Genomic DNA, 23,475 nt, shown 5'->3' on the forward strand with positions numbered 1-23,475 from the left:
AAATGCCAAAAATTAAATTGAAAGAGTTGCAGCAGGATATTAGGTTACGTTTTGATGAAGAGAAAAAATACGTTGTTGATGCTTCGGATACTAAAAGTACCGGGAAGGTAATTATGATTATTGTTTCAGTGATTATGGTATTCGTGGTGATCCTTAGTCTGGTCTATAGTTTTATAGCTTTAGCGGGGTAATAAAAATGAATCTTCCTTCATTAGGAGTCGCATATTATGTCGATCTGCATTGTCGAAATAAAGAAATTCCACAAAATAGTGTCGCTGCCGTTAGTATGGACCGGGGAAAAATTGCTGAATTGATTCAGCAACATAAAGTGAAAATAAGTTCATTTTTAGATCGAGTGGGTTTAAGTACTTCACGTTACTATCGTTGGATTAATTATGAGATTGATATCCCATTTGAATATATTTTTGGAATTAAAAAATTATTGGGGATTTCTGACGAAGAATTTCTGGCATTATTAACTCCATCAACGGATGAATTAATCGATACACTGGCCCTCGCTTCTTTTTATGATACTTATGACTACAGTCCTAGTAAACTTCAAGTGATTTTAAATAATCTCGATAAGTACCGGTTACAGCTAGCATCGCCCTTTTTTAAGGTCTATACGTACACTAAGATCATTAGTCAAATTGCGGAGCGACAAAAGCCGGATGTGTCCACGTTCTTTAAAAGTAACGAGAAGTACTTTAAAGATTGTGATGACCTAACTGATTTTGATATTTATTTAAACGTTTTGGACCTGAATTTGAAGCGCTCACTATTTCCAAAGAAAAAAATTGATAGTGACTTTCTGGTATTACAGAAGGTCTTAAGCGGATTAAAGAGCACTGATTTAGACCGAATATACGTTTACTGGGGCTTTGCGATTGATTTTGTGATTAACTTTTGCCTTAACCGACAATCAGATCAAGCAATTAAATTTTTAAAGCAGGTTTATCAAGCAATTAATACAAGTGGATCTGGATCCATGGATGGTCATCTGTATAACTGTTATGAGCAAACTTATAGTTTAATAACCAATCAGGTTACTTGTCCAGAATTTTCACAAGAAATTTTACAAAGTAAGTCCGTTTTTAATTATGAAAATGACTATTGGAAGGGAATCCAAAAGTTTATTAAAAGTGAATATTAAGTGAGACGAAAACAACTGGATTGACGGTAAATTCAGCTGTTTTTGTTTATTTAAATAAAATTTGATTATTTAGTGAAAAAATCGTCCCATTATTGGGAATATGGGCTAAATAATTTCATTTGGATATATAGTAAGACCATCTCAATTTAGATTATTCACAAATTTAAGGGGGAAAGATCTTATGAGAGGGAAAGGAAATAAAAAGCAAAACATTCGTCTAGCATTAAGAGATGATGCTAGAACGCATTACAAAATGTATAAAGCTGGTAAACAATGGATGGTTGCCGGAATTTCACTAATTGGTGGATTACTGGGTGCTAACATTGGAATTGCTTCTGTTTCAGCTAATTCAGTTTCAACAAGTGGCAATAATACTAGTAAAGAAAATAAGGATGCGGATGTTTTACCGAATAAAAACTCCGCAACAATTTCATCAACGTCACAAACCACGTCTTCTGCAGCCGGAAGTCAGGTGGATTCGCAAGCTAAGATTGACCAAATCTCCACTAGTATGAGTGAAGCTTTGTCCACATCTACGTCAGCTTCCATGGCCGCTGCTAATTCCGCTAGCGAGAACAAGGTTAGTTCCGATTCTGGTTCGACAACAGCCAATAGTCAGGCTAAGAACAGTCAGACTAAGACCGAGAATCAATCCGAACAGAACTCTAACACTACTAAGGCTGTTCCTAGTTCTGACAGTGAGGCAATTAAGGCTGATACTAATGGTAAAACGACAGGTTCTACTAGCTCAGTTGATTCAACTTCAGCTGCTAGTCAAACGATTAGTGATCAAGTTAAGCCATCAGTCTTACAATCAGGCTCACAGCTTAATAGTGAGTCAACTATTAACAAGGCCTTAGACAACAGTCAGTCAATCACGGCTGCGCCACAGCTTAACAGCGACAGCAGTAGCATTAGTAAGATGAGCGATTCTACTAAAGCTAGTGAGACAACTAACCAACAAGATGTTTATAACCAAGTTAAAGCTGTTGTTCCAAAAGACGCTACCGTTACCGTTGATTCACAAAACCAAGTCATTAACGTGGGCTTAGCCAACGGTTTGACACCCAATACTAGTACTTTAGCAGCCCTAAGTACCATTGGTGAAAACAACAACATGTCCGTTAATATCAAGGACTTAAGTGGCAATAAGAATAGCGATGCTAACAGTACTTCAACTTTGGCTGATAACGTTCTGTCAGACAGTGAAAACGTCTTGGCTAACAACAGTGAATCGACCAGTCAGAACGTTTCGACATCAACGTCAGAAAGCAACAGTGCTTTAACTAGTCAAAATGAGCAACAATCTACTAGTGCCCAAAATTCAACCAATGAGAAGCAACCAATTGCTAATCCAAACGTGGTACTAGCATCGCAACAAGATACCACAACGGTTCACGTTTCAACTGCGGCCCAATTATACGATGAAATCGTGAACGGAACCGCTAATAACATCATCATTGATGATGACATTAACTTTGCTGATTTAAAGAACTTTAATAGTGCACAAGAAGTTGTCGTAACGGTCAACAACCCACGTAATTTAAAGATTGGTTCAGCTGCCGGGCACCATTACACGATTGATTTAAGGGGTTATACCTTTAATGATTGGAGCGGTAACGTTAATAATACGACCGTTGAATATGACAATTTAGACATTTATGGTCAATGTTTTTATGGCTTTATGAGTCAATCAACGTCATATATCATTAATAATGTCAATTACACTGGTGCTCAGTTTATTTACGGAAGAAATGGTTCTGGTGGACCTACTGACGTTACGATCTACGGTAACGTTACCGCACAGTCAGTTCCTTCCTACACGAATAAGTTTTCTAGTAAACCAATTCAAACTGAATCTGGCAGTCAACAAGTAATTGAAGCCGGTTCAATTACCTTTGGCGCTAACTCCAATTTCACTGGGACTAGCTACAGTGATAATGTTATCGAATTAAGTAAGGGTGGCAACGTTAATGGCGACGTTACGTTAGAACATGGTGCTACCGTTACCCTAATTCCTAACAATAATGGTGGTTCTAATGAAAACAGTAGAAATGGTACTGTTTATGGGATTACCACCAAGGGTGGCAATATTAATGTTGAAACAGGTGCTACTTTAAACATTATTTTAAATAATAATAATAGCAGTACAACTAGTTCCCTTGCCGGAGCCATCTATTCCTTTGGTAATACCGCCATTACTGTTAATGGCTCTATGAATATTATTGCTAATGGAAATATTAATCCTGGAAATTCTTCTCAACCAGGTTTGATTTACCTTGGCGATTCTTCTAGTGTCTTGGTTAACAGTGGCGGTAATCTTAACGTTACCTACAATCAATCTGGAAAGACGACTAGTTACCCACAAAGTTTAATTTACTTAAATAATGGTGGATACATCACCGTTGAAGATACGGGAAAGATGTCATTGAAGGCAACGGGAAACCAACGAGTTATTCTAGTAAATAATGGCGGATCTGCTGGCACGATTACCATTACTGATCCTGAAAACGTTGTATTTGATTTAACTCAAAGTAATGCACAGAGTTTAATTGCAAGCAATCGGACTGTGTTTAGTGTTAAAAATGTATCAATGATAATTTGGAATGAATCATTCCCAGACCCAACGAGTTATTTGAACTTCGAAATTGGTACAGATGGTAAAATTGGGAAAGTTGTGCTATACAATGTTAATTTTGATGAAGAAGAAAGAATTGAGGCCGTATTAAACGGTCAAAATCAGCCAAATTACCTTCAATTTGGATCTGGTAACACAGCTACGAGTAATAGTCACAGTACTTCTAATAGTCAATCAACCAGTACAATTGATAGTCACAGTGAAAGTGAAAGTGCTTCTACAAGTCAAGTAGATAGTTTGAGCGACTCAACTAGTGATAGCTTGAGTAAGATTGCTAGTAACAGTGACAGTTTAAGTAATTCTACTAGTAGCAGTGAAAGTGCTTCAGTAAGTGAAAGCGACTCAACAATTGACAGTTTGAGCAACTCTACCAGTAAGAGTGGCAGCGATTCTGTAAGTACTAGTGATAGCTTGAGTGAGTCCACAAGCAAGAGCGACTCTATAAGTACAAGCAATAGCTTGAGTGAATCAACTAGTAAGAGTGACTCTGCTTCACTAAGTGATAGTGAATCAACCAGCACTTCAATCAGTGAAAGTGACTCCACTAAGAGTGAGTCCATTAGCACAAGTGATAGCTTGAGTAACTCGACAAGCGAAAGCAAATCCACTAGTACTAGCGATGAAAACTCCACAAGTACGAGCGGTTCCGTAAGTACCAGTGATAGTTTAAGCGAATCAACAAGTAAGAGTGATAGCACATCATTAAGTGGTAGTGAATCAACTAGCACCTCAATTAGTGAAAGCAACTCAACTAAGAGCGACTCACTAAGTACCAGTGATAGTTTAAGTGAATCAAGTAGTAAGAGTGACTCTGCTTCACTAAGTGATAGTGAATCAGCAAGCACTTCAATCAGTGAAAGTGACTCCACTAAGAGTGACTCCATTAGCACAAGTGATAGCTTGAGTAACTCGACAAGCGAAAGCAAATCCACTAGTACTAGCGATGAAAACTCTACAAGTTCGAGCGGTTCCGTAAGTACTAGTGACAGCCAGAGCACTTCTACTAGCAATAGTGATAGCACTTCATTAAGTGATAGTGAATCAACTAGTACTTCAGTGAGTGAAAGCGACTCAACCAAGAGTGAATCATTAAGCACGAGTGATAGTTTGAGTGAGTCTACAAGTAAGAGCGACTCTGTTTCATTGAGTAATAGTGAATCAATCAGCACTTCGATGAGTGAAAGCAACTCAACTAAGAGTGACTCACTGAGTACCAGTGATAGTCAGAGTACTTCTACTAGCAATAGTTCCTCAGTAAGTGGTAGTTCATCTACCAGTGATAGCCTGAGAAACTCCATAAGTACTAGTGCATCACTAAGCACTAGCGACAGTTTGAGCAACTCTACTAGTCAGAGCGGCAGTACTTCATTAAGTGATAGTGAATCCACTAGTACTTCAGTGAGCGAAAGCAACTCAACTAAGAGCGATTCATTAAGCACGAGCGATAGCTTGAGTGCTTCTACAAGCAAGAGTGGCAGTACCTCATTAAGCGGCAGTGAGTCAACTAGTACCTCAATGAGTGAAAGTGATTCTACTAAGAGTGATTCAGTAAGTACTAGTGATAGCTTGAGTAACTCGACAAGCGAAAGCAAATCCACTAGTACTAGTGATGAAAACTCTACAAGTACGAGCGGTTCCGTAAGTACCAGTAATAGCTTAAGCGAATCCACTAGTAAGAGTGACAGCACTTCATTGAGTGGCAGTGGGTCTACTAGCACTTCAATGAGCGAAAGCGATTCTACTAAGAGTGAATCATTAAGCACGAGTGAAAGCTTAAGTGAATCCACTAGTAAGAGTGGCAGTACTTCATTGAGCGGTAGTGAATCAGCCAGCACCTCAATGAGTGAAAGTAACTCAACCAAGAGTGACTCACTGAGTACCAGTGATAGTCAGAGTACTTCTACTAGCAAGAGTGGCAGCACTTCCTTAAGTGATAGTGAATCAACCAGTACTTCAATGAGTGAAAGCAATTCAACCAAGAGTGATTCCGTAAGTACAAGTGACAGCCAGAGCACTTCTACTAGCAAGAGTGGCAGTACTTCATTAAGCGGCAGTGAGTCAACTAGCACCTCAATGAGCGAAAGCGATTCTACTAAGAGTGAATCAGTAAGTACGAGTGATAGCTTGAGTAACTCTACAAGTAAGAGTGATTCTGTTTCATTGAGTGATAGTGAATCCACAAGCAAGAGTGACTCTGCTTCACTAAGTGGTAGCGAATCAACCAGTACCTCAATGAGCGAAAGTAACTCAACTAAGAGTGAATCTGTAAGCACAAGTGATAGCCAAAGTACTTCTACAAGTAAGAGCGACTCTGTTTCATTGAGTGATAGCGAATCAGCAAGTACTTCAATGAGTGAAAGTGACTCAACCAAGAGTGAATCATTAAGTACTAGTGACAGCTTGAGTAACTCCACGAGCAATAGTGATAGCACATCATTAAGTGGCAGCGAATCAACCAATACTTCAATGAGCGAAAGTAACTCCACCAAGAGCGATTCATTAAGTACAAGCGACAGCTTAAGTGCTTCGACTAGTAAGAGCAACAGTACTTCGTTGAGTGGCAGTGAATCTACTAGCACTTCAATGAGTGAAAGTAACTCAACTAAGAGTGAATCATTAAGCACGAGCGATAGCTTGAGTGCTTCTACAAGTGAGAGTGACAGCACTTCCTTAAGTGATAGCGAATCAACCAGTACCTCAATGAGCGAAAGTGATTCTACTAAGAGTGATTCATTAAGCACTAGTGATAGCACATCATTAAGTGGCAGCGAATCAACCAGTACTTCAATGAGTGAAAGTAATTCAACCAAGAGTGACTCACTGAGTACCAGTGATAGCCTGAGAAACTCCATGAGTACTAGTGCATCACTAAGCACTAGCGACAGTTTGAGCGACTCTACTAGTCAGAGTGGTAGTACTTCGCTGAGTGGCAGTCAGAGTATCTCCACAAGCAACAGCGATAGTGCTTCGTTGAGTACAAGTGATAGTCAAAGCATTTCCACAAGCAATAGTAACAGCACTTCATTAAGTGACAGTGGATCAACTAGCACCTCAATTAGTGAAAGTAACTCAACCAAGAGTGAATCAGTAAGTACCAGTGATAGTTTAAGTCAATCTACTAGCGATAAAAATTCAATTAGCGATAGTGATTCCGTAAGTACTAGTGATAGCTTGAGTGACTCAACTAGTAAGAGTAACAGCACTTCATTAAGTGGCAGTGAGTCAACTAGCACCTCAATTAGTGAAAGCAACTTGACTAAGAGCGATTCACTAAGTACTAGTGATAGTTCCTCAGTAAGTGGTAGTACTTCTACCAGTGATAGCCTGAGAAACTCTATGAGTGGTAGTGCATCATTGAGTACTAGTGATAGCCAGAGTATCTCTACTAGCAATAGTAATAGCGCATCTGTAAGTACAAGTGACAGTCAGAGCGTTTCAACTAGCAACAGTGGTAGTGCATCATTGAGTACAAGCGACAGTCAAAGTACTTCTACTAGCAATAGTTCCTCAGTAAGTGGTAGTGAATCAACCAGTGATAGCCTGAGAAACTCGATGAGTACAAGCGCTTCGTTGAGTGGTAGTGAATCCACTAGTACTTCGATGAGTAACAGTACTGCAAATAGTATTAGCGATAGTGCCTCTGTAAGTACTAGCAATAGTCAAAGTGTTTCAACTAGTGACAGCAACAGCACATCATTGAGTACCAGTGATAGCCAAAGCGTCTCCACTAGCAACAGTGGTAGTGCATCGTTAAGTACTAGTGATAGTCAAAGTATCTCTACTAGCAATAGTGGCAGTGCCTCATTGAGTACAAGCGACAGTCAAAGCATCTCCACTAGCAACAGTGATAGTGCATCGCTGAGTACAAGTGACAGTCAAAGCATCTCTACTAGCAACAGTGGTAGTGCATCATTAAGTACTAGTGGAAGTCAAAATATCTCTACTAGCAACAGCGCCAGCGCATCATTGAGTACTAGCAATAGTCAAAGTATCTCCACAAGCAATAGTGGGAGTGCCTCATTAAGTACTAGCAATAGTCAAAGCGTCTCAATTAGTGATAGCGACAGCGCATCGTTGAGTACTAGTGATAGCCAAAGTATTTCAACTAGCAACAGTACCAGTGCTTCGTTGAGCACTAGTGATAGCTTAAGTACTTCTACAAGTGATAGTATCAGTGCTTCATTGAGTACGAGTGACAGTCAAAGCGTTTCAACTAGCGACAGCAACAGCGCATCATTAAGTACCAGTGAAAGCCAAAGTATCTCAACTAGCAATAGCAATAGCGCATCATTAAGTACCAGTGATAGTCAGAGTATTTCCACAAGTAACAGTACTAGCTCTTTATTGAGTACGAGTGACAGTCAGAGTATCTCCACTAGCAATAGTGGTAGTGCTTCATTGAGTACTAGCGACAGCCAGAGCATCTCAACAAGTAACAGTGGTAGTTCATCATTAAGTACAAGCGACAGTCAAAGTATTTCAACAAGCAACAGTACCAGTGCATCATTGAGTACTAGTGGTAGTCAGAGCGTTTCAACAAGTAACAGTGATAGCGCATCATTGAGTACTAGTGATAGTCAGAGTACTTCAACAAGCAATAGTGATAGTGCTTCTGTAAGTACGAGTGACAGTCAAAGCGTTTCTACCAGTAACAGTACTAGCGCTTCATTGAGTACGAGTGACAGTCAGAGTATTTCCACAAGCAATAGTGATAGTGCATCATTGAGTACAAGTGACAGTCAAAGTGTCTCCACAAGTAACAGTGGTAGTGCTTCATTGAGTACGAGTGACAGTCAGAGTATTTCCACGAGCGATAGTGATAGTGCTTCGTTAAGTACGAGTGATAGCCAAAGTATCTCTACAAGCAACAGTGATAGTGCTTCTGTAAGTACAAGCGACAGTCAGAGTACTTCCACTAGTAATAGTGATAGTGCTTCGACAAGTACGAGCGATAGTCAAAGTATCTCTACTAGCAATAGTGGCAGTGCATCATTGAGTACTAGTGATAGTCAAAGCATTTCAACTAGCAACAGTGATAGTGCTTCTGTAAGTACTAGCGACAGTGAATCAATTAGTACCAGTAACAGTTCCTCAGTAAGTGGTAGTGAATCTACCAGTGATAGCCTGAGAAACTCGATGAGTACAAGCGCTTCGTTGAGTATGAGTGATAGCTTAAGTAACTCTATTAGCAAGAGTAACTCTACTTCATTGAGTGACAGTGAATCTACTAGCACGTCAATGAGCAACAGTACTTCAAATAGTATTAGCGACAGCGCTTCAGTAAGTACTAGTGATAGTCAGAGTACTTCAACAAGCAATAGTGATAGTGCTTCGACAAGTACGAGCGATAGTCAAAGTATCTCTACAAGCAATAGTGATAGTGCTTCGACAAGTACGAGCGATAGTCAAAGCATTTCTACAAGCAATAGTGATAGTGCTTCGACAAGTACGAGTGACAGTCAAAGTATTTCAACAAGCAATAGTGATAGTGCTTCTGTAAGTACAAGTGACAGTCAGAGTATTTCCACTAGCAATAGTACTAGTGCCTCATTGAGTACAAGCGACAGTCAAAGTACTTCTACTAGTGATAGTTCCTCAGTAAGTGGCAGTGAATCTACCAGTGATAGCCTGAGAAACTCCATGAGTACAAGTGGATCAACTAGCGACAGCCTATCTACTAGTGCCAGTGGCTCAACAAGTACTTCAATGAGCACAAATCATTCCGAAAGTACCAGCGCCAGTGCTTCAATGAGCGGTAGTCAATCGACGAGCGATAGCCTATCAACTAGTGCCAGCGGCTCAACTAGTACTTCAATGAGCACAAATCATTCTGAAAGTACCAGCGCCAGTGCCTCAATGAGCGGTAGTCAATCGACGAGCGATAGCCTATCAACCAGTGCAAGTGGTTCAACTAGTACCTCAATGAGCGACAACCATTCTGAAAGTACCAGCGCCAGCGCATCAATGAGCGGCAGTCAATCCACCAGTGATAGCTTATCAACCAGTGCAAGTGGTTCAACTAGTACCTCAATGAGCGACAACCATTCTACAAGTACGAGTGCTAGTTCTTCGGTAAGTGGCAGTGCTTCCACAAGTGGTAGCTTAAGCAATTCCACAAGTGTAAGTGGCTCAACCAGTACTAGTGATAGTATTTCTACTAGTGCAAGTGACTCACTAAGTACCAGCACGAGTGGTTCAATCAGTACTTCAATGAATGACAATCATTCCGCAAGTACGAGTGCCAGTGCTTCATTGAGTAGCAGTCAATCCACCAGCGATAGCTTATCGACAAGCGCTAGTGGCTCGATGAGCACTTCAATGAGTACAAATCATTCGGCAAGCACGAGTGCCAGTGAATCAACTAGCACTTCGATGAGTGATGTCAACTCGGCAAGTACCAGTGCAAGTTCCTCATTAAGTGGTTCTCAATCGACGAGCGATAGTCTGTCTATAAACACTAACGGTTCAACCAGCACTTCGATGAGTGACAACCATTCAACGAATACCTCAGAAGACAACGGTAATGCTACTAATAATCACGGTAACAAGGGTGAAAATACTGCGAAGAAGAATAATAAAGCAGACAAATTACCTCAAACCGGACAAAGTAACAATGACCTAGTAACTGCTGCAGGTGTCATTGAACTCGCAATGGTTGGACTTTGGGGAATTCTTAACGGACTTAAGAGACGCAAGAAGAACCAATAAGCAATTTAACTAGATGTTAAAACCATAAAAAGGGTTTTAGTATCTGTTAACATTAAGCGATCAAATTCGAAATGAATTTGGTCGCTTTTTGTGTATGTCGTAAGACTAAAAAGGGTCCTTGAAGTTTTTAACTTCAAGGACCCTTTTTAATTATTTACTTTTGAAAACGTTTGGTTTCATATGCTGAATGACTCTGTTATTCATTAACACGTACAGGATTACGATTTGAATCGGGGTTGCGATGATGTTTTTGACAATCCGGATTGGCAGGTAATAGAAAAACGACGTGTTGGACATGATTGAGATCCAGAGGGTGTTGAAAAAGACGTTAATCACTAACGTGACAATTACCATCGTGATCGTCAAGCGCACCCAACCAATTTTTTGGTGGTGATAAAAAGCAAAACTATATATCAGGGCGGCTAACACGGCGGTAAAAGTGTAACCAATGAAAAAGCCGTACCCATTAATAAATGATTGCAGAATATCTAAAATCACTGCCGAGATGGAGGCCCAGAACGGGCCAAACCACCATGCGATAAATACAGCGGCAATAAAGCCAAATCCAATCTCCAGATAACTAGTCTGAAACTGAATCTTACCTAAAACAATCTTGATGGCCATCAAGACCGCTAGATAGGTTAATCCCTTGGTGCTTAGGGGGAGCATCCCCCAATGTTCTAATTCTTTCTTCATACTGACATCTCCTTAGTGGAGCTGCCACCAAAATTGGCATAAATTAAAGTGGCGAATGCGGACCAAGCACCGCAAACTGTTAGTTTTTCGTTCAGCGTTCACATTCCGTTCCGCCGACACTTAACGCGCAAGGTCCTACTCCTAAATTTTTAGAACATTCTAAGTATACTCCTTTTAAGATAATTGTTTTGTTAAATATGGTCAGTCTGGGAATCGAACCCAGATTAACGAAGCCATCGCTGACCTACCATGACTAAGGTAAGAGAAAAAATAAGAAAATTGGTTTGATTAATAAGTAAGTATTAATCAAAGGTCCCTTTCCGATTAGTTCTCTTTGGAATTAACTACCTATGTATGATTTCTATTTATAAAAGCCCCGCCAGAGGAATGTACAAATCATATATATTAAAGATCGTAATTAAACTTTTAAAATTTAAACATAATAAGTAGTTAAGTGCAGAGGGAAGAATCGAACTCCCGTTGTTAAAAGTTACCAGACTCCGCAATAATTTACTCATCTAAGATACTAACAGGAACCAATTATTAATTGAGATCATATGTAAAAATAATACATTATTTTAAAAGAAAATTAAACGTATTTTTAGTTCATAATGAGGTACTATGAACCGTAAGAAAAAGACCAGTGCCCGTCTGTGGGCGCTAGTCTCTGGAAATTAAATTGTGATTACAAAATTAAATTATTGAAAACTGATGATTTTAAAATCGTCGTCATCGGCAAAAATTTCAAAGTTAAAGACCTGACCTAAGTCGTAGTGTTCGACGTGATAGGCAACGTTGTCGTCAATGGCGTTTTCAAGTTTGGAAAGATTAAGCGCGGAGATAAAACTGAGCGCATACTCTACTAACATGATTGGGTTGTCGATTAGGTCGTGGAACTGGCTCTCGTCGTCTGAGACCGTGGTGATGTTTCCTGAAAACTCGTCACCGATGGTGTTGACTCCGTTGTAGCACTTCTGTTTGAAGAATTGGTTGCGGATAAATCCTAGTCGGTTGGCCTCATCACGGTCTTTGACTTGGTCGGTTTGGACCTGAAAGTTATCATCTGTTTTGTTTAGTTGACTGTGATTTGGCACAAAGTCCCAAATTGAGCGTTTGTCTTTGAAGTTTGGGGTGACGTTGTATGGATTTAAGCGGATGATTTCATGATCGTTAAGTTCGCATACTGGAAGCGATGAGTACAGGCTTTCTTTTTGTTGCTTCTTGATATAGGCATCTTGATACATCAAGACGAGATCGATCACGTACTGAGCGTCTCTTAGTTCGTTTAGTTTCATGGTATTCCTCCTTTCTGTGCCACTCAATATAGCAGGATTAGAGCGTGAAAGTCTAACATATTGTTTATAAATTAACATGAAGTGGAGCTGAAATGTTTTATGTAAATATGATGATAAAGTGCTATTATAATAGTATTTATTAGAAAAGATGATTTGACAAAACAAAAGCTATTTTTATTAAATAGTTAATATTTGTTACTAAATTCACTATGTTACATCTTTTCTTAACCAATTAATTTTTGCGGGATTCTTTAACGAATCCAGCCGGAGGTTAAAATGAATATTCATAAATTAATTGCCCTAACGGAACCGAGTTCGCTCGTGTCAACCGTGATTCCCTTTTTACTGGGATTAATGTTTGTCAGTTATGATTACGGGGAAGTCGACGTCTTTAATTCTATTATTTTGTTACTAGCGTGTCTTTTAATCCAGCTGATGGCCAACTCGTTGGATAATCTGGCTGATTATCACTCCGCCCTTAAGACTTCGAAAAAGGCAGCCAGGAAGTTTCGGGAGCAGACCAATTCACTAGGGGTCAACAAGATTTCATTTAAGGCGGCAGTGATTACGACCATGATCTTTGCGTTTCTAACTGCCATCTTGGGCATTTATTTGCTCATTGCGACCACGATGTGGTTACTAGTGATTGGTGTAATTGGCTTTATTATTAGTTATTTGTATGCTAGCGGACCACTGCCAATCTCTCACACGCCCTTTGGTGAAATGGCATGTTCGCTAACGATGGGAGTGGGGATTACTTACACCGTCATCATGGTAAACGTGCCGGTAGTACAATTTAGTTGGCAACTGTTTTTAAATGGCCTTTTGGTGTCCACGCTCGCTCTGTTTCCACTCGCTAGTATCATGCTTGCCAATAACCTCTGTGACGTAAAAGAAGACATCCAGTTAAACCGTCATACCCTAGCGTCTTTCATCGGGAAAAAGTGGTCGTTAGTGGTTTTTACTGGCAATTATGTTGTGACTTACATCATGGTAATTGTAACCGTCTGGTTGCGGCTACTTCCGGTTAGTACGTTACTGGTATTGTTCACGATTCCAGTAATTTATCAGCATGTGCGTAAATTTATCCATGTTCAGGACAAAAAACGGACGTTCATTCTTTCCGTAAAGAGTAGTTTTGCGATTTTACTAGCGCTGATTTTGGCAGCACTGTGCCAGTTATTAATAGCTCTTTTTTAAATTAATCTCTATAAGGTGGAAAATGGATTCCACCTTTAAATTTGATGTCTTGGCGTTAGCCTCGCTAGCATCTTTTTTTTGCGGCAAAATTCCGCCATTTATCGGGATGGTGCTGATTCTTTTTCCACCTTATGCTAGTTCCTGATACAAAGGCCTTTGGATCAAACTACTTTAGGGAGATTCAATTTTATGAATAACGAGCAAACGGCATTTCGATTTTTAATGGAAGATGACCACGAGGTTGTGATTTTTGGCGTACTGAAATGTTTAGGAATCAAACCATTTCACGATCAATATCAGGACCTGGTATCAGAGGGACGCCTGGCATTTGTGAGTGCGTATCAACGCTATCTGGGTGATCCGACCGACGAAAAAAGTCGGTTAAACTTTATCTATCAGGGAGTTTACTGGCACATCTTGGATTTATTAAAGAAGGAAACCAGGCAGGCTTCCAGAATTGACGTTGAAAATAGTACCGACCTGGATGTTATTTCCGATGGCGGCGAAGATGTCGAAACGCGCATCATGTTTGAAGAAGTCTTGAACCGATTGAACGAAAGGGAGCGCCAGCTGGTAATACGACGGTATCGCGGCCAGTCGATGACGGCAATTGCGAAAGAACTTCACGTTTCACGGAAGACCCTCTACCAGTGGCGCAGGCACATTATCAAAAAAGTCAATCTAGGTAACACATTGACTAGTTGATTCGTTTCTAGTAGGTGTAAGGGGTTGGCCAACTGCCTTAACAAAATAAACTGAAGAGGATGGAAAAAATGAAAAGAAATTGGATGAAGACTAGCGCAACATACACACTTGCAGGAGAGGGTCATGCTGACGCCAAACACACCTTTAACAACCTGGTGCAGAACGTTTCAGAGGACCAAATCAAGCAGTTCGGTGTGATTTTAGCGGAATTATCCGGTGACTCATTTAAGAAGGCAACGTTGAGTTCCACTGATACTTTGGATGCTGAATAATTTAGGAGGATGAACATGAGAAATTTAGAATTAGTTTTTAAGTCAGATCAAAACAAGGTCAAGACCATTAAGTTGAGTTACGCTTCAAGTACTCTAGGTGAAGAAGTGGTCAAGAACGCCATGGACCGCATCGCCAAACTCGAGATGTTTCAAAAGGACGGCGTGAACTTGTACAACACACCGGTTTGTGCTCGTTACGTGGAAATTAAGAAATATCCGATCTACCAGGCACCGGTGGTCCCAGCTACCAAGTAAATTATGAGCTCAGAAAAGCGCTTCATTGTATATGAAGTGCTTTTTTTGTGCGTTATAATCGGTTTAATGGATGAACAAGTTCGAAAGGAGGAAGAGCATGAGTTTACGGTTTGTTTTAGCGCCAGATTCATTTAAGGACAGTATGTCAGCCAAACAAGTGGCAGGCGCAATGGCGGCGGGCATCATCAACGTTGATCCGTCGGCCCACATTGATAAAGTTCCAATGGCTGACGGTGGCGAAGGGACCGTTGACACGCTGGTTGATGCCACTCATGGAAGGAAGATTGACGTCACGGTTGATGGTCCGATTCCTGGTCAGAAGGTGGATTCATTCTTTGGAATACTCGGTGACGGCAAGACCGCGGTCATCGAGATGGCGAAGGCCAGTGGACTGGAGTTAATTCCTGAAAACCGTCGTAATCCGATGATCACGACCACGCTTGGGACTGGTGAGTTGATTAGAGCTGCCTTAGATTTTGGCGCCCAAAAAATCATTATCGGAATCGGTGGCAGTGCGACTGTTGACGGTGGAGCCGGGATGGCAACGGCCCTTGGAGTTAAGTTCATGGACGAAAACGGAAAGGTCATTATTCCAAATGGAGCCTCAATCGGTCGCATCTCCGACATTTCGGTGGCGGGACTCGATCATCGGATCGCCGAGACCGAATTTGTGGTGGCATCAGACGTAACTAACCCACTGGTTGGAAAGAACGGTGCGGCGCCGGTGTTCGGTCCCCAAAAAGGTGCCAACTCTAGTCAGGTCGTGCAACTGGACAATAATTTAAGAAGTTATGCGCACGTGATTAACGATAAATTAGGGATGGACGTTACAAGTGTTCCTGGCAGCGGTGCCGCTGGTGGTGTTGGTGCCGGACTGATGGTCTTTTTAAAAGCCAAATTGCGACCTGGCATTGAGATTGTGGAACAGACGGTCGGACTAGAAGAAAAGATTAAGCATGCCGACTGCGTTTTCACTGGTGAGGGCAGTATTGACTCCCAGACCAAGTTCGGTAAGGTGCCCTTTGGAGTCGCCAAGTTGGCCAAGAAATACCATAAACCGGTCTTTGTTGAGACGGGTCACATCGGTGAAGGGATTAGTGACCTGTACGATGCTGGAGTGTCGTCGGTGATTGACATCTTAGGCGGAGTGACGTCAATGGAAGAGGCCCTTAAAAGGGGACCCGAAAACATCGAACGTACCACCGAGAATATTATAAGAATTATCAAAGCCAGTTCGAAACTTTAGATTTTAAATAGAAATAAGGTAGAATAAGCGTATGTAGTAGTGGAGTACGTTTACGAAATGGCGGTAGGAAAATGAAAAAATTTTTTTGGAACCTTCTAATTGTGGTCCTGGTCGTTGTCGGGCTTGGTCTGGTCTTTAATTCTCAGATTACTTCATGGTGGGTTGGATACCAAGGCGGACAGAAGGCTAACAGTATCACCAAGCAGGAGGCTAAGCGTGGTAATCAACGTAAGGGTGATTATGATTTTAGTAACGTGAAGGCGGTCGACGAGAACGCCATTATGAAGAGTCAAAAGGCCAAACAGTCGCCCGCAATTGGCCGCATCAAGATTCCAGACTTAAACATTGATTTACCCATCTTTAAGGGGCTAAACGACGATGATCTAACGATTGGAGCCGGAACGATGAAGATGGACGAAAAGATGGGGGAGAAAAACTACGTCCTGGCGGGTCATCACATGAAGGACCCAAACGTGTTGTTTTCGCCGCTATCAAAAGCGAAGGTCGGACAGAAAATCTACCTTTCCAATCCTAGTAAGAAGTATACCTACAAGATTACCAGTAAGAAGATTGTCTCTGAAGATGACATCTCGGTGATTAATGATAATGGCGACCAAAAAGAAATCACGCTAGTCACGTGTGCTTCTGGGAATCCGGGTGAAACCAAACGGTTGATTGTGTCCGGTAAATTAATTAAATAGTTCAAAATAAAATACCGTGTCGTGAGTTGATAATATCAATTGTCTTGAAAGTATTCGCGAAGTTTCTTTTCAAAAGATTGGGGGTGCCTCTGGGATTGGACTGGTAATCCACATCTCCAAGATAAAGAAAAAGGACTGAGCCTGCAGATTCATGATCATATGTTTGGGAATCTTTTGTTTCACGTGAAAGTTGGGAGAATTGTTCATGATGTTACTTTTATACTTTTTCTCTAAAAAAGCCATGAAGATGCCCTTGAGACTCGGTTTGAGCAGGACGCGAATCTGATCGCGATACTTGTATACGAGATCCGGTAGACAGTTAATCAAATTATTGACGTAGGTATCGTCGGGATCACTTTCCTTATTAAATTCTTCGTCAATTTGATCGCATAATGTGGTTTGGATGTAAGTGATTAAATCATCAATGCTTTCGAAATTATTATAAAAGGACTTTCTTGATACGCCAGCCGAGTCTGTTAGTGACTTCACGTTGATATCAAAGATACTTTTATGACTAGCTTGAATTAGAAATTCGTTTGCAATTAAGTTCTTTGTTACATTGGTTGCCATATTTTTCTCCAGAATTTTGATATAAATCATTCTAAGAGAGTTACTCACTAGCGAGAGTTGTTCTAACTCTTTTGGATAATTAAGGCTTTTTACACATTAAGCGACCATTGAATGTGAATTATATTATAGTGATTACAATATGATGTCCTTTATAGTTCTCCTGCATGAGTCCCAATGTAAGCCTTGTAGATCAGTTTTTTTACGCATCACAAGAAACCATTTCGATCTTTTTAAATGATTCCTGATAATAAATTAATTTTGGAGTGTTTTCACATGCCTATTCTGACAGCGTTTAGCTGGTTATCTGATCTACTAGTTACGTTGGTGCTAGTTGTGGTTTGGATGACACAAAAATACCTATGTACTTTTTAACTTACTTCATAGAATGAAAGCGAGTTACATTACAGTTTCTAAATATATAGTATTAATGTTACAAAAATATTACATTTTTTGGTGATTATTTACACATAATGAGTAGTATGTGGGACCAAATCCGGGATATTCGACCAAATAAAAGCCTATCGTGACGTTGTTTTACACACATTGTGTAAAATACAATTGTGTTCAATTCAATTTCAGTTTGTGCAATAATTACTTCAGGCTTAGTTAGCTGGTAAGTATAGATTAATTTGAAATTAGAAGGGCAGGTTTTTATTTATATGTTTAATCGTGATAGCAAAACACATTATAAGATGTATAAAGCTGGTAAACGATGGCTGTTCAGTGCAATTACAGTCACGATGTTTTCAGCCGGGATTTCAGGCGGAATCCTTATGTCTAACCAACATAATGTGAAAGCGGATGTTACTAACAACACTCAGATGAATTCACAAAATAGTGATTCGTCTGATAAACAAGTTGTAGCACCGCAAAATCAGACTACCAATGATACGGCAGCTGATCAGAACGTCACCAAGAGCGATGACACGGCAAACGCACAAGCTGCCAGTGCTCAGGACACTACCAAAAATGATGACGCTTCAGCTAAGCAGTCCGACTCATCACAAAATCAGACAACTGATCAAAGTGCGACTAAGAGTGATGATGCGGCTAGTCAAAAAGCCGATTCAACCAATTCTGATCAAAACATAGCAAAAAACAATGACACCACATCAGATAAGCAGGCTGACGCTGATGCCACTAAAAATGACAACGATACAAGTCAAAAGGCCGATTCAGCAAAAGACCAAGCAACTAACAAACAGACTGACCAAGACGCCACTAAGAGTGACGATGCTTCAAACCAGAAGAATGATTCCGAACAGAACCAGGCTTCTGACAAGAAAGCTCCAGCAGCTAAGCCAGCTAAAAAGTCTGAAAAGAAGACAACGTTACCACAAACTGGTCAAAGTTCTGATAACTTCTTAAGCATTATCGGAACCATGCTTCTGTCACTTCTCAGTTTCTTTGGGTTAGGAAAATGGTTTAAAGACAAAAAAGAAACCAAGTAAGTAAGTTTGTGATTTAAAAAATATGCGAGATTAATAAGTTTAAAGGCTAACATCCATTTTGGGTGTTAGCCTTTTTTTATAGATTTTTAATAATTAAAAAATTCAGCAATTTATTAAGAAATGAATAAATTGCTGAAAACGTGTTGGCACTAGCTTAGTGAGATTTAGATTTAAAAATTCACAACTTGAATTACCTAATTAATTGACAAGTTTGATAAACAGGATGATTGAGTTATCGTATTTTTTGTGTATAATAAGTTTCCGTAATAATGAATAATAAGTATAGTTTGTGATTTATTATTTTGTAACCGCCAGGGTACTAAGGAGTGTTTATTTATGTTTAGGGATTCAAAGAAACGTTTTAAGATGTATAAGTCTGGGAAACGTTGGATGGTTGCTGCCCTTGTCACCACTTTCACAATTGGTGGAATGACGCTTGGGGCAAGTGCTGACACCACTGCCACTCAGGCCAATGCAGGAGTCGTTCCGTCTGAACAAAAAGCAGATCAGACGAGTGCGACGACACAACCGGGGACCACATCATCTAATCAAAATGATGCAAACCCAAGTAGTTCAGACCAACCTGCTAGTGCAACAGATGGTCAGATAAAGGATAACCAGAGCCAAACAGCTGATTCGCAAAAGCAGGCGGATCAACCAACTCAACCAGCGACTGATTCACAAACTCAGGCGCAAAATGACCAGTCAAAACAGGATGATAGTAAACAAGAATCACAATCATCCACGAATAATTATAATCAAGCAACTCAGGACCAAAAAACTGAGCAATCATCACAAAATAGTAAAACTGATCAATCAAAGACTGACCAGTCCAGTGATGTAAAGAAGCAGGATGATAATCAATCAAGCGCTACTTCTGATAATCAAAATCAGACTCAGGATTCATCAAACCAAAATGATGCAACAGCTAAATCTGATTCACAAACTGATCAGACAAAAACTGATGACCAGAATAATCAAGGAATTGATACCCAAACCAAACCGGATGATACTAATCTGGCTAAAAACGATGACGCCAAAAAGTCTAATCAGCCTAATCCTGATGTTGTAAGAAGTAATCAACAAATGAACGCTGATACTACTAGTGACAGTAGTACTTTACCAAATGGTATCGATATTACTAGTAATCCAGTTCCTGCCAACACTAACTTTAATCAATTTGGAACCATGTCAGTGAGAAATGACATTTCGGTGACTGACGCGGATGCTACGATCAATGCTGGTGACAGAATTGTCTTTAACATCGCCAATAGTACTGATCCTGGTAGTGATGACTTAATGAAGCAAGTTATCAATTGGAATAATATTTCAATGACCGGTGGTTCAGAATATGGCCACTTAGACATTGATGCCGCAAATGGTCGAGCTTACTATATCTTTGATAAGACCATTGAATTCACAACCGGTTCATTCTCATTTACTTTAAACATTCCGTTTCAAGCAAATACAAAAGTTAGTCTAGCTGGAGTTTATTTCACTTCAGAGTTTCAACATGGTAATTCAACTTATCTATTAAATACTTTTTATTATGGGTACACACCTGATAGCAACCAACCATCACCTGACCGAGTTCAAGCTCCTAACTTAGGATCTGGATTGGGAGGAGATGGTTACGCAGGTGTTGGTCCAAATTATGAGGGACCAAACGCCAACAACCCAATCTCAGGTACTTATTGGGATTCTGTATATGATCCAGCCAAGGGTGACAAACCTAGTTTCGCTAATGTGCTTTATCCTAATGCTAATCCAGACCAGGCCTTAAATAATTTAACTGGTAGAACCTGGACCGTTGAGATTCAAGGAAATGGTGCTTCATTTGATATGAGTGGACTGCGTTTTGGAATTCCAGAAGCTGGAACTCCATATACACCTAAGTGGGCTGGTCAATATGCTGGTCAGTGGATTACATTAGACCAGTTGAGACAGGTTTTGCCAGGTGTACAAGTTCGGATGGAACAGATCAATGCGAATGACGCTAAGTTATACATTACTTTCCCAGATGGAGTAACCATTCAATACTTACAGTTTACTGGTAATGTCATTGCTCCTGATCTTGGTGGAAAATATTCAGTTAATTTTGGATATTACGACGATCAAGGAACCTCATTAGATCCGCAAGGTAATCCAATAAATAAGAGTATTACCAAGTATTTCACTTACCAAAACAATGACCAACAGGGATTCTTCCCATCCATCACGGCCAGTGATAAGTCATTAAATGCTGACACCTTCAACATTGACAACTTAGACAGCTACTTGTTAGATGGTGTAAGTTCAAATGATGTTCAAGACGGGACCAGTGATAAAGTTGAAATCTCCGATGATGCCGCTTTAAGAGAAGCCATTGCTAACAAGCAAGCTGGCGTTTATAACGTGACCTATAAGACAACCAATTCGAAGGGATTGACGAGTTATAAGACGGTGAGTGTCACAGTCGTTCTTAGTCAAGTAGTTACAGACTCAACCACTGGAACGTTTACCATTCATTACGTTGATCAAAATGGTAATACCCTCCAACCAGATAAGGTCATCACCGCGCACTTCACCCGGACTGGTCAAAGAGATCCATTGACAAATAAGGTTATTAGCTGGGATAAGTGGACAAGTACCGATAACACTTATGACATTCCATCACCAAGTGTTCCTAACAGAACTCCTAGTCAGGATTCAGTCAGTGGAACCATCAATCCTGACGAAAATGGTTCAACAAAAGTGATTTACACTGATAATACTGAAGATTTAAAGGATGAAGCCAATGGGCAAGTAACCATTAACTATGTTGATCAAAATGGCAATCAGGTTGCCCCATCGAAGACAGTTGTTGCCCACTTTACTCGGACTGGAACTAAGGATTTGGTAACTGGTAAAGTTACTTGGAACGATTGGATAAGTACTGACAACACTTACGACGTGACATCGCCAAATGTTCCTAACAGAACTCCTAGTCAGAAATCAGTCAGCGGAACGATTAACCCAAATGATAACAGTGAAATAAATATTACTTATGCTGACGACACTACGGAAGTAAGTGAGCAAGCTACTGGTCAAACAACCATCAATTACATTGACAAAACTGGTGGCAACCAAGTGGCACCATCAAAGGTTATTACTGGTCATTTCACCCGGACTGGGACTAAGAATTTAGTAACGAATGATGTTACTTGGAATGATTGGACGAGTGATGATGCTCATTACAATGTTGATTCACCTAAGGTTTACAACATGGTACCCGATAAATATCAAGTTATTGGAAACGTTGTTCGTGGGGAAAATAATACAATTAATGTTTACTACACCCATGACACGGCTTCAGTAACTGGTAATGCAATTGGTCAAAGAACCATTCACTATGTTGATCAAAATGGTAACCAAGTGGCACCTTCAAAGACTATTTCCGTTAACTTCACTCGAAATGGGACGAAGGACTTTGCAACGGGTGAACTTACCTGGGGACCATGGATGAGCGATGGCAGTGATACTTACAACGTTGCCTCACCAGAAATTGCTAACATGACTCCTGATAAGGACTCAGTTAGCGGAACTATTACTCCAAATGAGTATGATTCAGTAAATGTTGTTTACACGCATAACACTGAAGCAGTATCAGATCAGACAACTGGTCAGGTTACCATTCACTATGTTGATAAGGATGGTAACCAAGTAGCACCATCAAAGACGATTACGGCTCACTTCACTCGAACTGGAACCAAAGATTTGGCAACGGGTGAAGTCACATGGAACGATTGGACGAGTGATGACAATACTTATAGTGTTAAATCACCAAGTGTTGCTGACATGACTCCCGATCAAGCGGTCGTCAATGGAACCATCGGTCCAGATGAGATGGGAACAGAAAAAGTTATCTATTCTCAAGAACAGACAGGTGAAACTAACCCAACACCAAATCATCCGGAGGACCACAATGGTGGAAACCCAACGGAACCAGAGAATCCAACTAATGGAAACAATGGTGAAAGTGGGAACAACGTTGAACCAAACACACCAAACAACAATGGTGGAAATGGTATAATGACACCAAATGATCACAATGGCAATGCGGTTCCTGAAAGTAATGGAAGTTCAAGTAAGAATAACTCGAATTCTTCAGAAACAACCACACCGAAATCTTCTACTTCAGAAAATAATCCCCATGTTAAGTCACAAAAACATGAGACTAATGAAGCTAAGGAAAATGCAACCAACACTAATAAGAAGGGTGAGTTGCCACAAACTGGTCAAGAAGATAACAGTTTCCTAAGTGTCATTGGAATTATGTTACTTTCAATTCTTGGTATCTTTGGATTAGGGAAATGGTTTAAAGATAAAAAAGAAACCAAATAAGCTTTAAATTGAATGGTCGACATCTATGAAATGGATGTTGACCATTTTTTTGTGGCTAATTTATGGAAAGCTATTTAACAAAAGCCGGGTTTAATCAAACTTTTAAAATTAATTTGGTGCGGGAATAAAAAAATTTTTGCAAATATTTTTGTGAATTTTACTCCCACAAAATCGGTCAAAAAAAGAATTGACAGTAGATAAATTGTGAACGATTGGATAAGAC

Annotated in this window: 14 protein-coding genes and 1 riboswitch; of the genes, 11 read left to right on the top strand and 3 right to left on the bottom strand. The window is 40.2% G+C overall.

The window, feature by feature from the left end:
• Nucleotides 1-2: 2 nt before the first annotated feature.
• The 3 genes from AC6UDC_RS00845 (at nucleotide 3) to AC6UDC_RS00855 (ending at nucleotide 10,499) form a co-directional block, all read left to right on the top strand.
• Nucleotides 3-191 carry a hypothetical protein gene (locus AC6UDC_RS00845; protein ID WP_500694576.1) on the top strand — a complete coding sequence of 63 codons (189 nt, stop codon included), beginning with the start codon at nucleotides 3-5 and terminating at the stop codon, nucleotides 189-191.
• A 5-nt stretch (nucleotides 192-196) separates the two neighbouring features.
• Entirely contained in the window at nucleotides 197-1,153 is a 957-nt protein-coding gene (locus tag AC6UDC_RS00850) for a helix-turn-helix domain-containing protein (RefSeq protein ID WP_500706122.1), read from the top strand.
• Between the two features lie 181 nt (nucleotides 1,154-1,334).
• Nucleotides 1,335-10,499: a KxYKxGKxW signal peptide domain-containing protein gene (locus AC6UDC_RS00855; protein ID WP_500720797.1), complete on the top strand. Its 9,165-nt coding sequence runs from the start codon at nucleotides 1,335-1,337 to the stop codon at nucleotides 10,497-10,499.
• Between the two features lie 150 nt (nucleotides 10,500-10,649).
• Here AC6UDC_RS00855 and AC6UDC_RS00860 read toward each other — a convergent pair whose 3' ends face one another.
• Together AC6UDC_RS00860 and AC6UDC_RS00865 are read right to left on the bottom strand one after the other, a co-directional pair.
• Entirely contained in the window at nucleotides 10,650-11,195 is a 546-nt protein-coding gene (locus tag AC6UDC_RS00860; RefSeq protein ID WP_500696001.1) for a folate family ECF transporter S component, read from the bottom strand.
• Between the two features lie 47 nt (nucleotides 11,196-11,242).
• A riboswitch (THF riboswitch) is annotated at nucleotides 11,243-11,340 on the bottom strand.
• Nucleotides 11,341-11,893: 553 nt separating this feature from the next.
• Nucleotides 11,894-12,490, bottom strand: coding sequence for a hypothetical protein (locus AC6UDC_RS00865; RefSeq protein WP_500694593.1), 597 nt, complete (start codon nucleotides 12,488-12,490; stop codon nucleotides 11,894-11,896).
• Nucleotides 12,491-12,766: 276 nt separating this feature from the next.
• Here AC6UDC_RS00865 and AC6UDC_RS00870 point away from each other — a divergent pair, with 276 nt between their 5' ends.
• The 6 genes from AC6UDC_RS00870 to AC6UDC_RS00895 all read left to right on the top strand — a co-directional run bounded on the left by AC6UDC_RS00870 (nucleotide 12,767) and on the right by AC6UDC_RS00895 (nucleotide 16,869).
• Entirely contained in the window at nucleotides 12,767-13,690 is a 924-nt protein-coding gene (locus AC6UDC_RS00870; protein WP_500720799.1) for a prenyltransferase, read from the top strand.
• A 189-nt stretch (nucleotides 13,691-13,879) separates the two neighbouring features.
• Nucleotides 13,880-14,395 (top strand): sigma-70 family RNA polymerase sigma factor, encoded by a 516-nt coding sequence (locus AC6UDC_RS00875; protein ID WP_500720801.1) that lies wholly within the window; start codon nucleotides 13,880-13,882, stop codon nucleotides 14,393-14,395.
• A gap of 68 nt (nucleotides 14,396-14,463) precedes the next feature.
• Nucleotides 14,464-14,667: a DUF1659 domain-containing protein gene (locus tag AC6UDC_RS00880; RefSeq protein ID WP_500694590.1), complete on the top strand. Its 204-nt coding sequence runs from the start codon at nucleotides 14,464-14,466 to the stop codon at nucleotides 14,665-14,667.
• Between the two features lie 15 nt (nucleotides 14,668-14,682).
• Complete coding sequence (locus AC6UDC_RS00885) at nucleotides 14,683-14,922, top strand: DUF2922 domain-containing protein (protein ID WP_500696311.1); 240 nt, start codon at nucleotides 14,683-14,685, stop codon at nucleotides 14,920-14,922.
• A gap of 97 nt (nucleotides 14,923-15,019) precedes the next feature.
• Nucleotides 15,020-16,168, top strand: a complete 1,149-nt coding sequence (locus AC6UDC_RS00890; RefSeq protein WP_500720803.1) for a glycerate kinase — start codon at nucleotides 15,020-15,022, stop codon at nucleotides 16,166-16,168.
• 71 nt (nucleotides 16,169-16,239) lie between these two features.
• On the top strand, nucleotides 16,240-16,869 hold the full coding sequence (locus tag AC6UDC_RS00895) for a class A sortase (RefSeq protein ID WP_500720805.1): 630 nt from the start codon (nucleotides 16,240-16,242) through the stop codon (nucleotides 16,867-16,869).
• A gap of 69 nt (nucleotides 16,870-16,938) precedes the next feature.
• Here AC6UDC_RS00895 and AC6UDC_RS00900 read toward each other — a convergent pair whose 3' ends face one another.
• Nucleotides 16,939-17,439, bottom strand: a complete 501-nt coding sequence (locus AC6UDC_RS00900) for a hypothetical protein (RefSeq protein WP_500720807.1) — start codon at nucleotides 17,437-17,439, stop codon at nucleotides 16,939-16,941.
• 659 nt (nucleotides 17,440-18,098) lie between these two features.
• Here AC6UDC_RS00900 and AC6UDC_RS00905 point away from each other — a divergent pair.
• Together AC6UDC_RS00905 and AC6UDC_RS00910 are read left to right on the top strand one after the other, a co-directional pair.
• Nucleotides 18,099-18,890: a KxYKxGKxW signal peptide domain-containing protein gene (locus AC6UDC_RS00905; RefSeq protein WP_500707684.1), complete on the top strand. Its 792-nt coding sequence runs from the start codon at nucleotides 18,099-18,101 to the stop codon at nucleotides 18,888-18,890.
• A gap of 336 nt (nucleotides 18,891-19,226) precedes the next feature.
• The gene (locus tag AC6UDC_RS00910; RefSeq protein WP_500720809.1) at nucleotides 19,227-23,252 is read left to right on the top strand and encodes a mucin-binding protein; all 4,026 of its coding nucleotides are present in this window, start codon (nucleotides 19,227-19,229) and stop codon (nucleotides 23,250-23,252) included.
• The last annotated feature ends 223 nt before the right edge of the window (nucleotides 23,253-23,475 follow it).

Source organism: Fructilactobacillus sp. X7R7C1 (genome assembly GCF_059901065.1).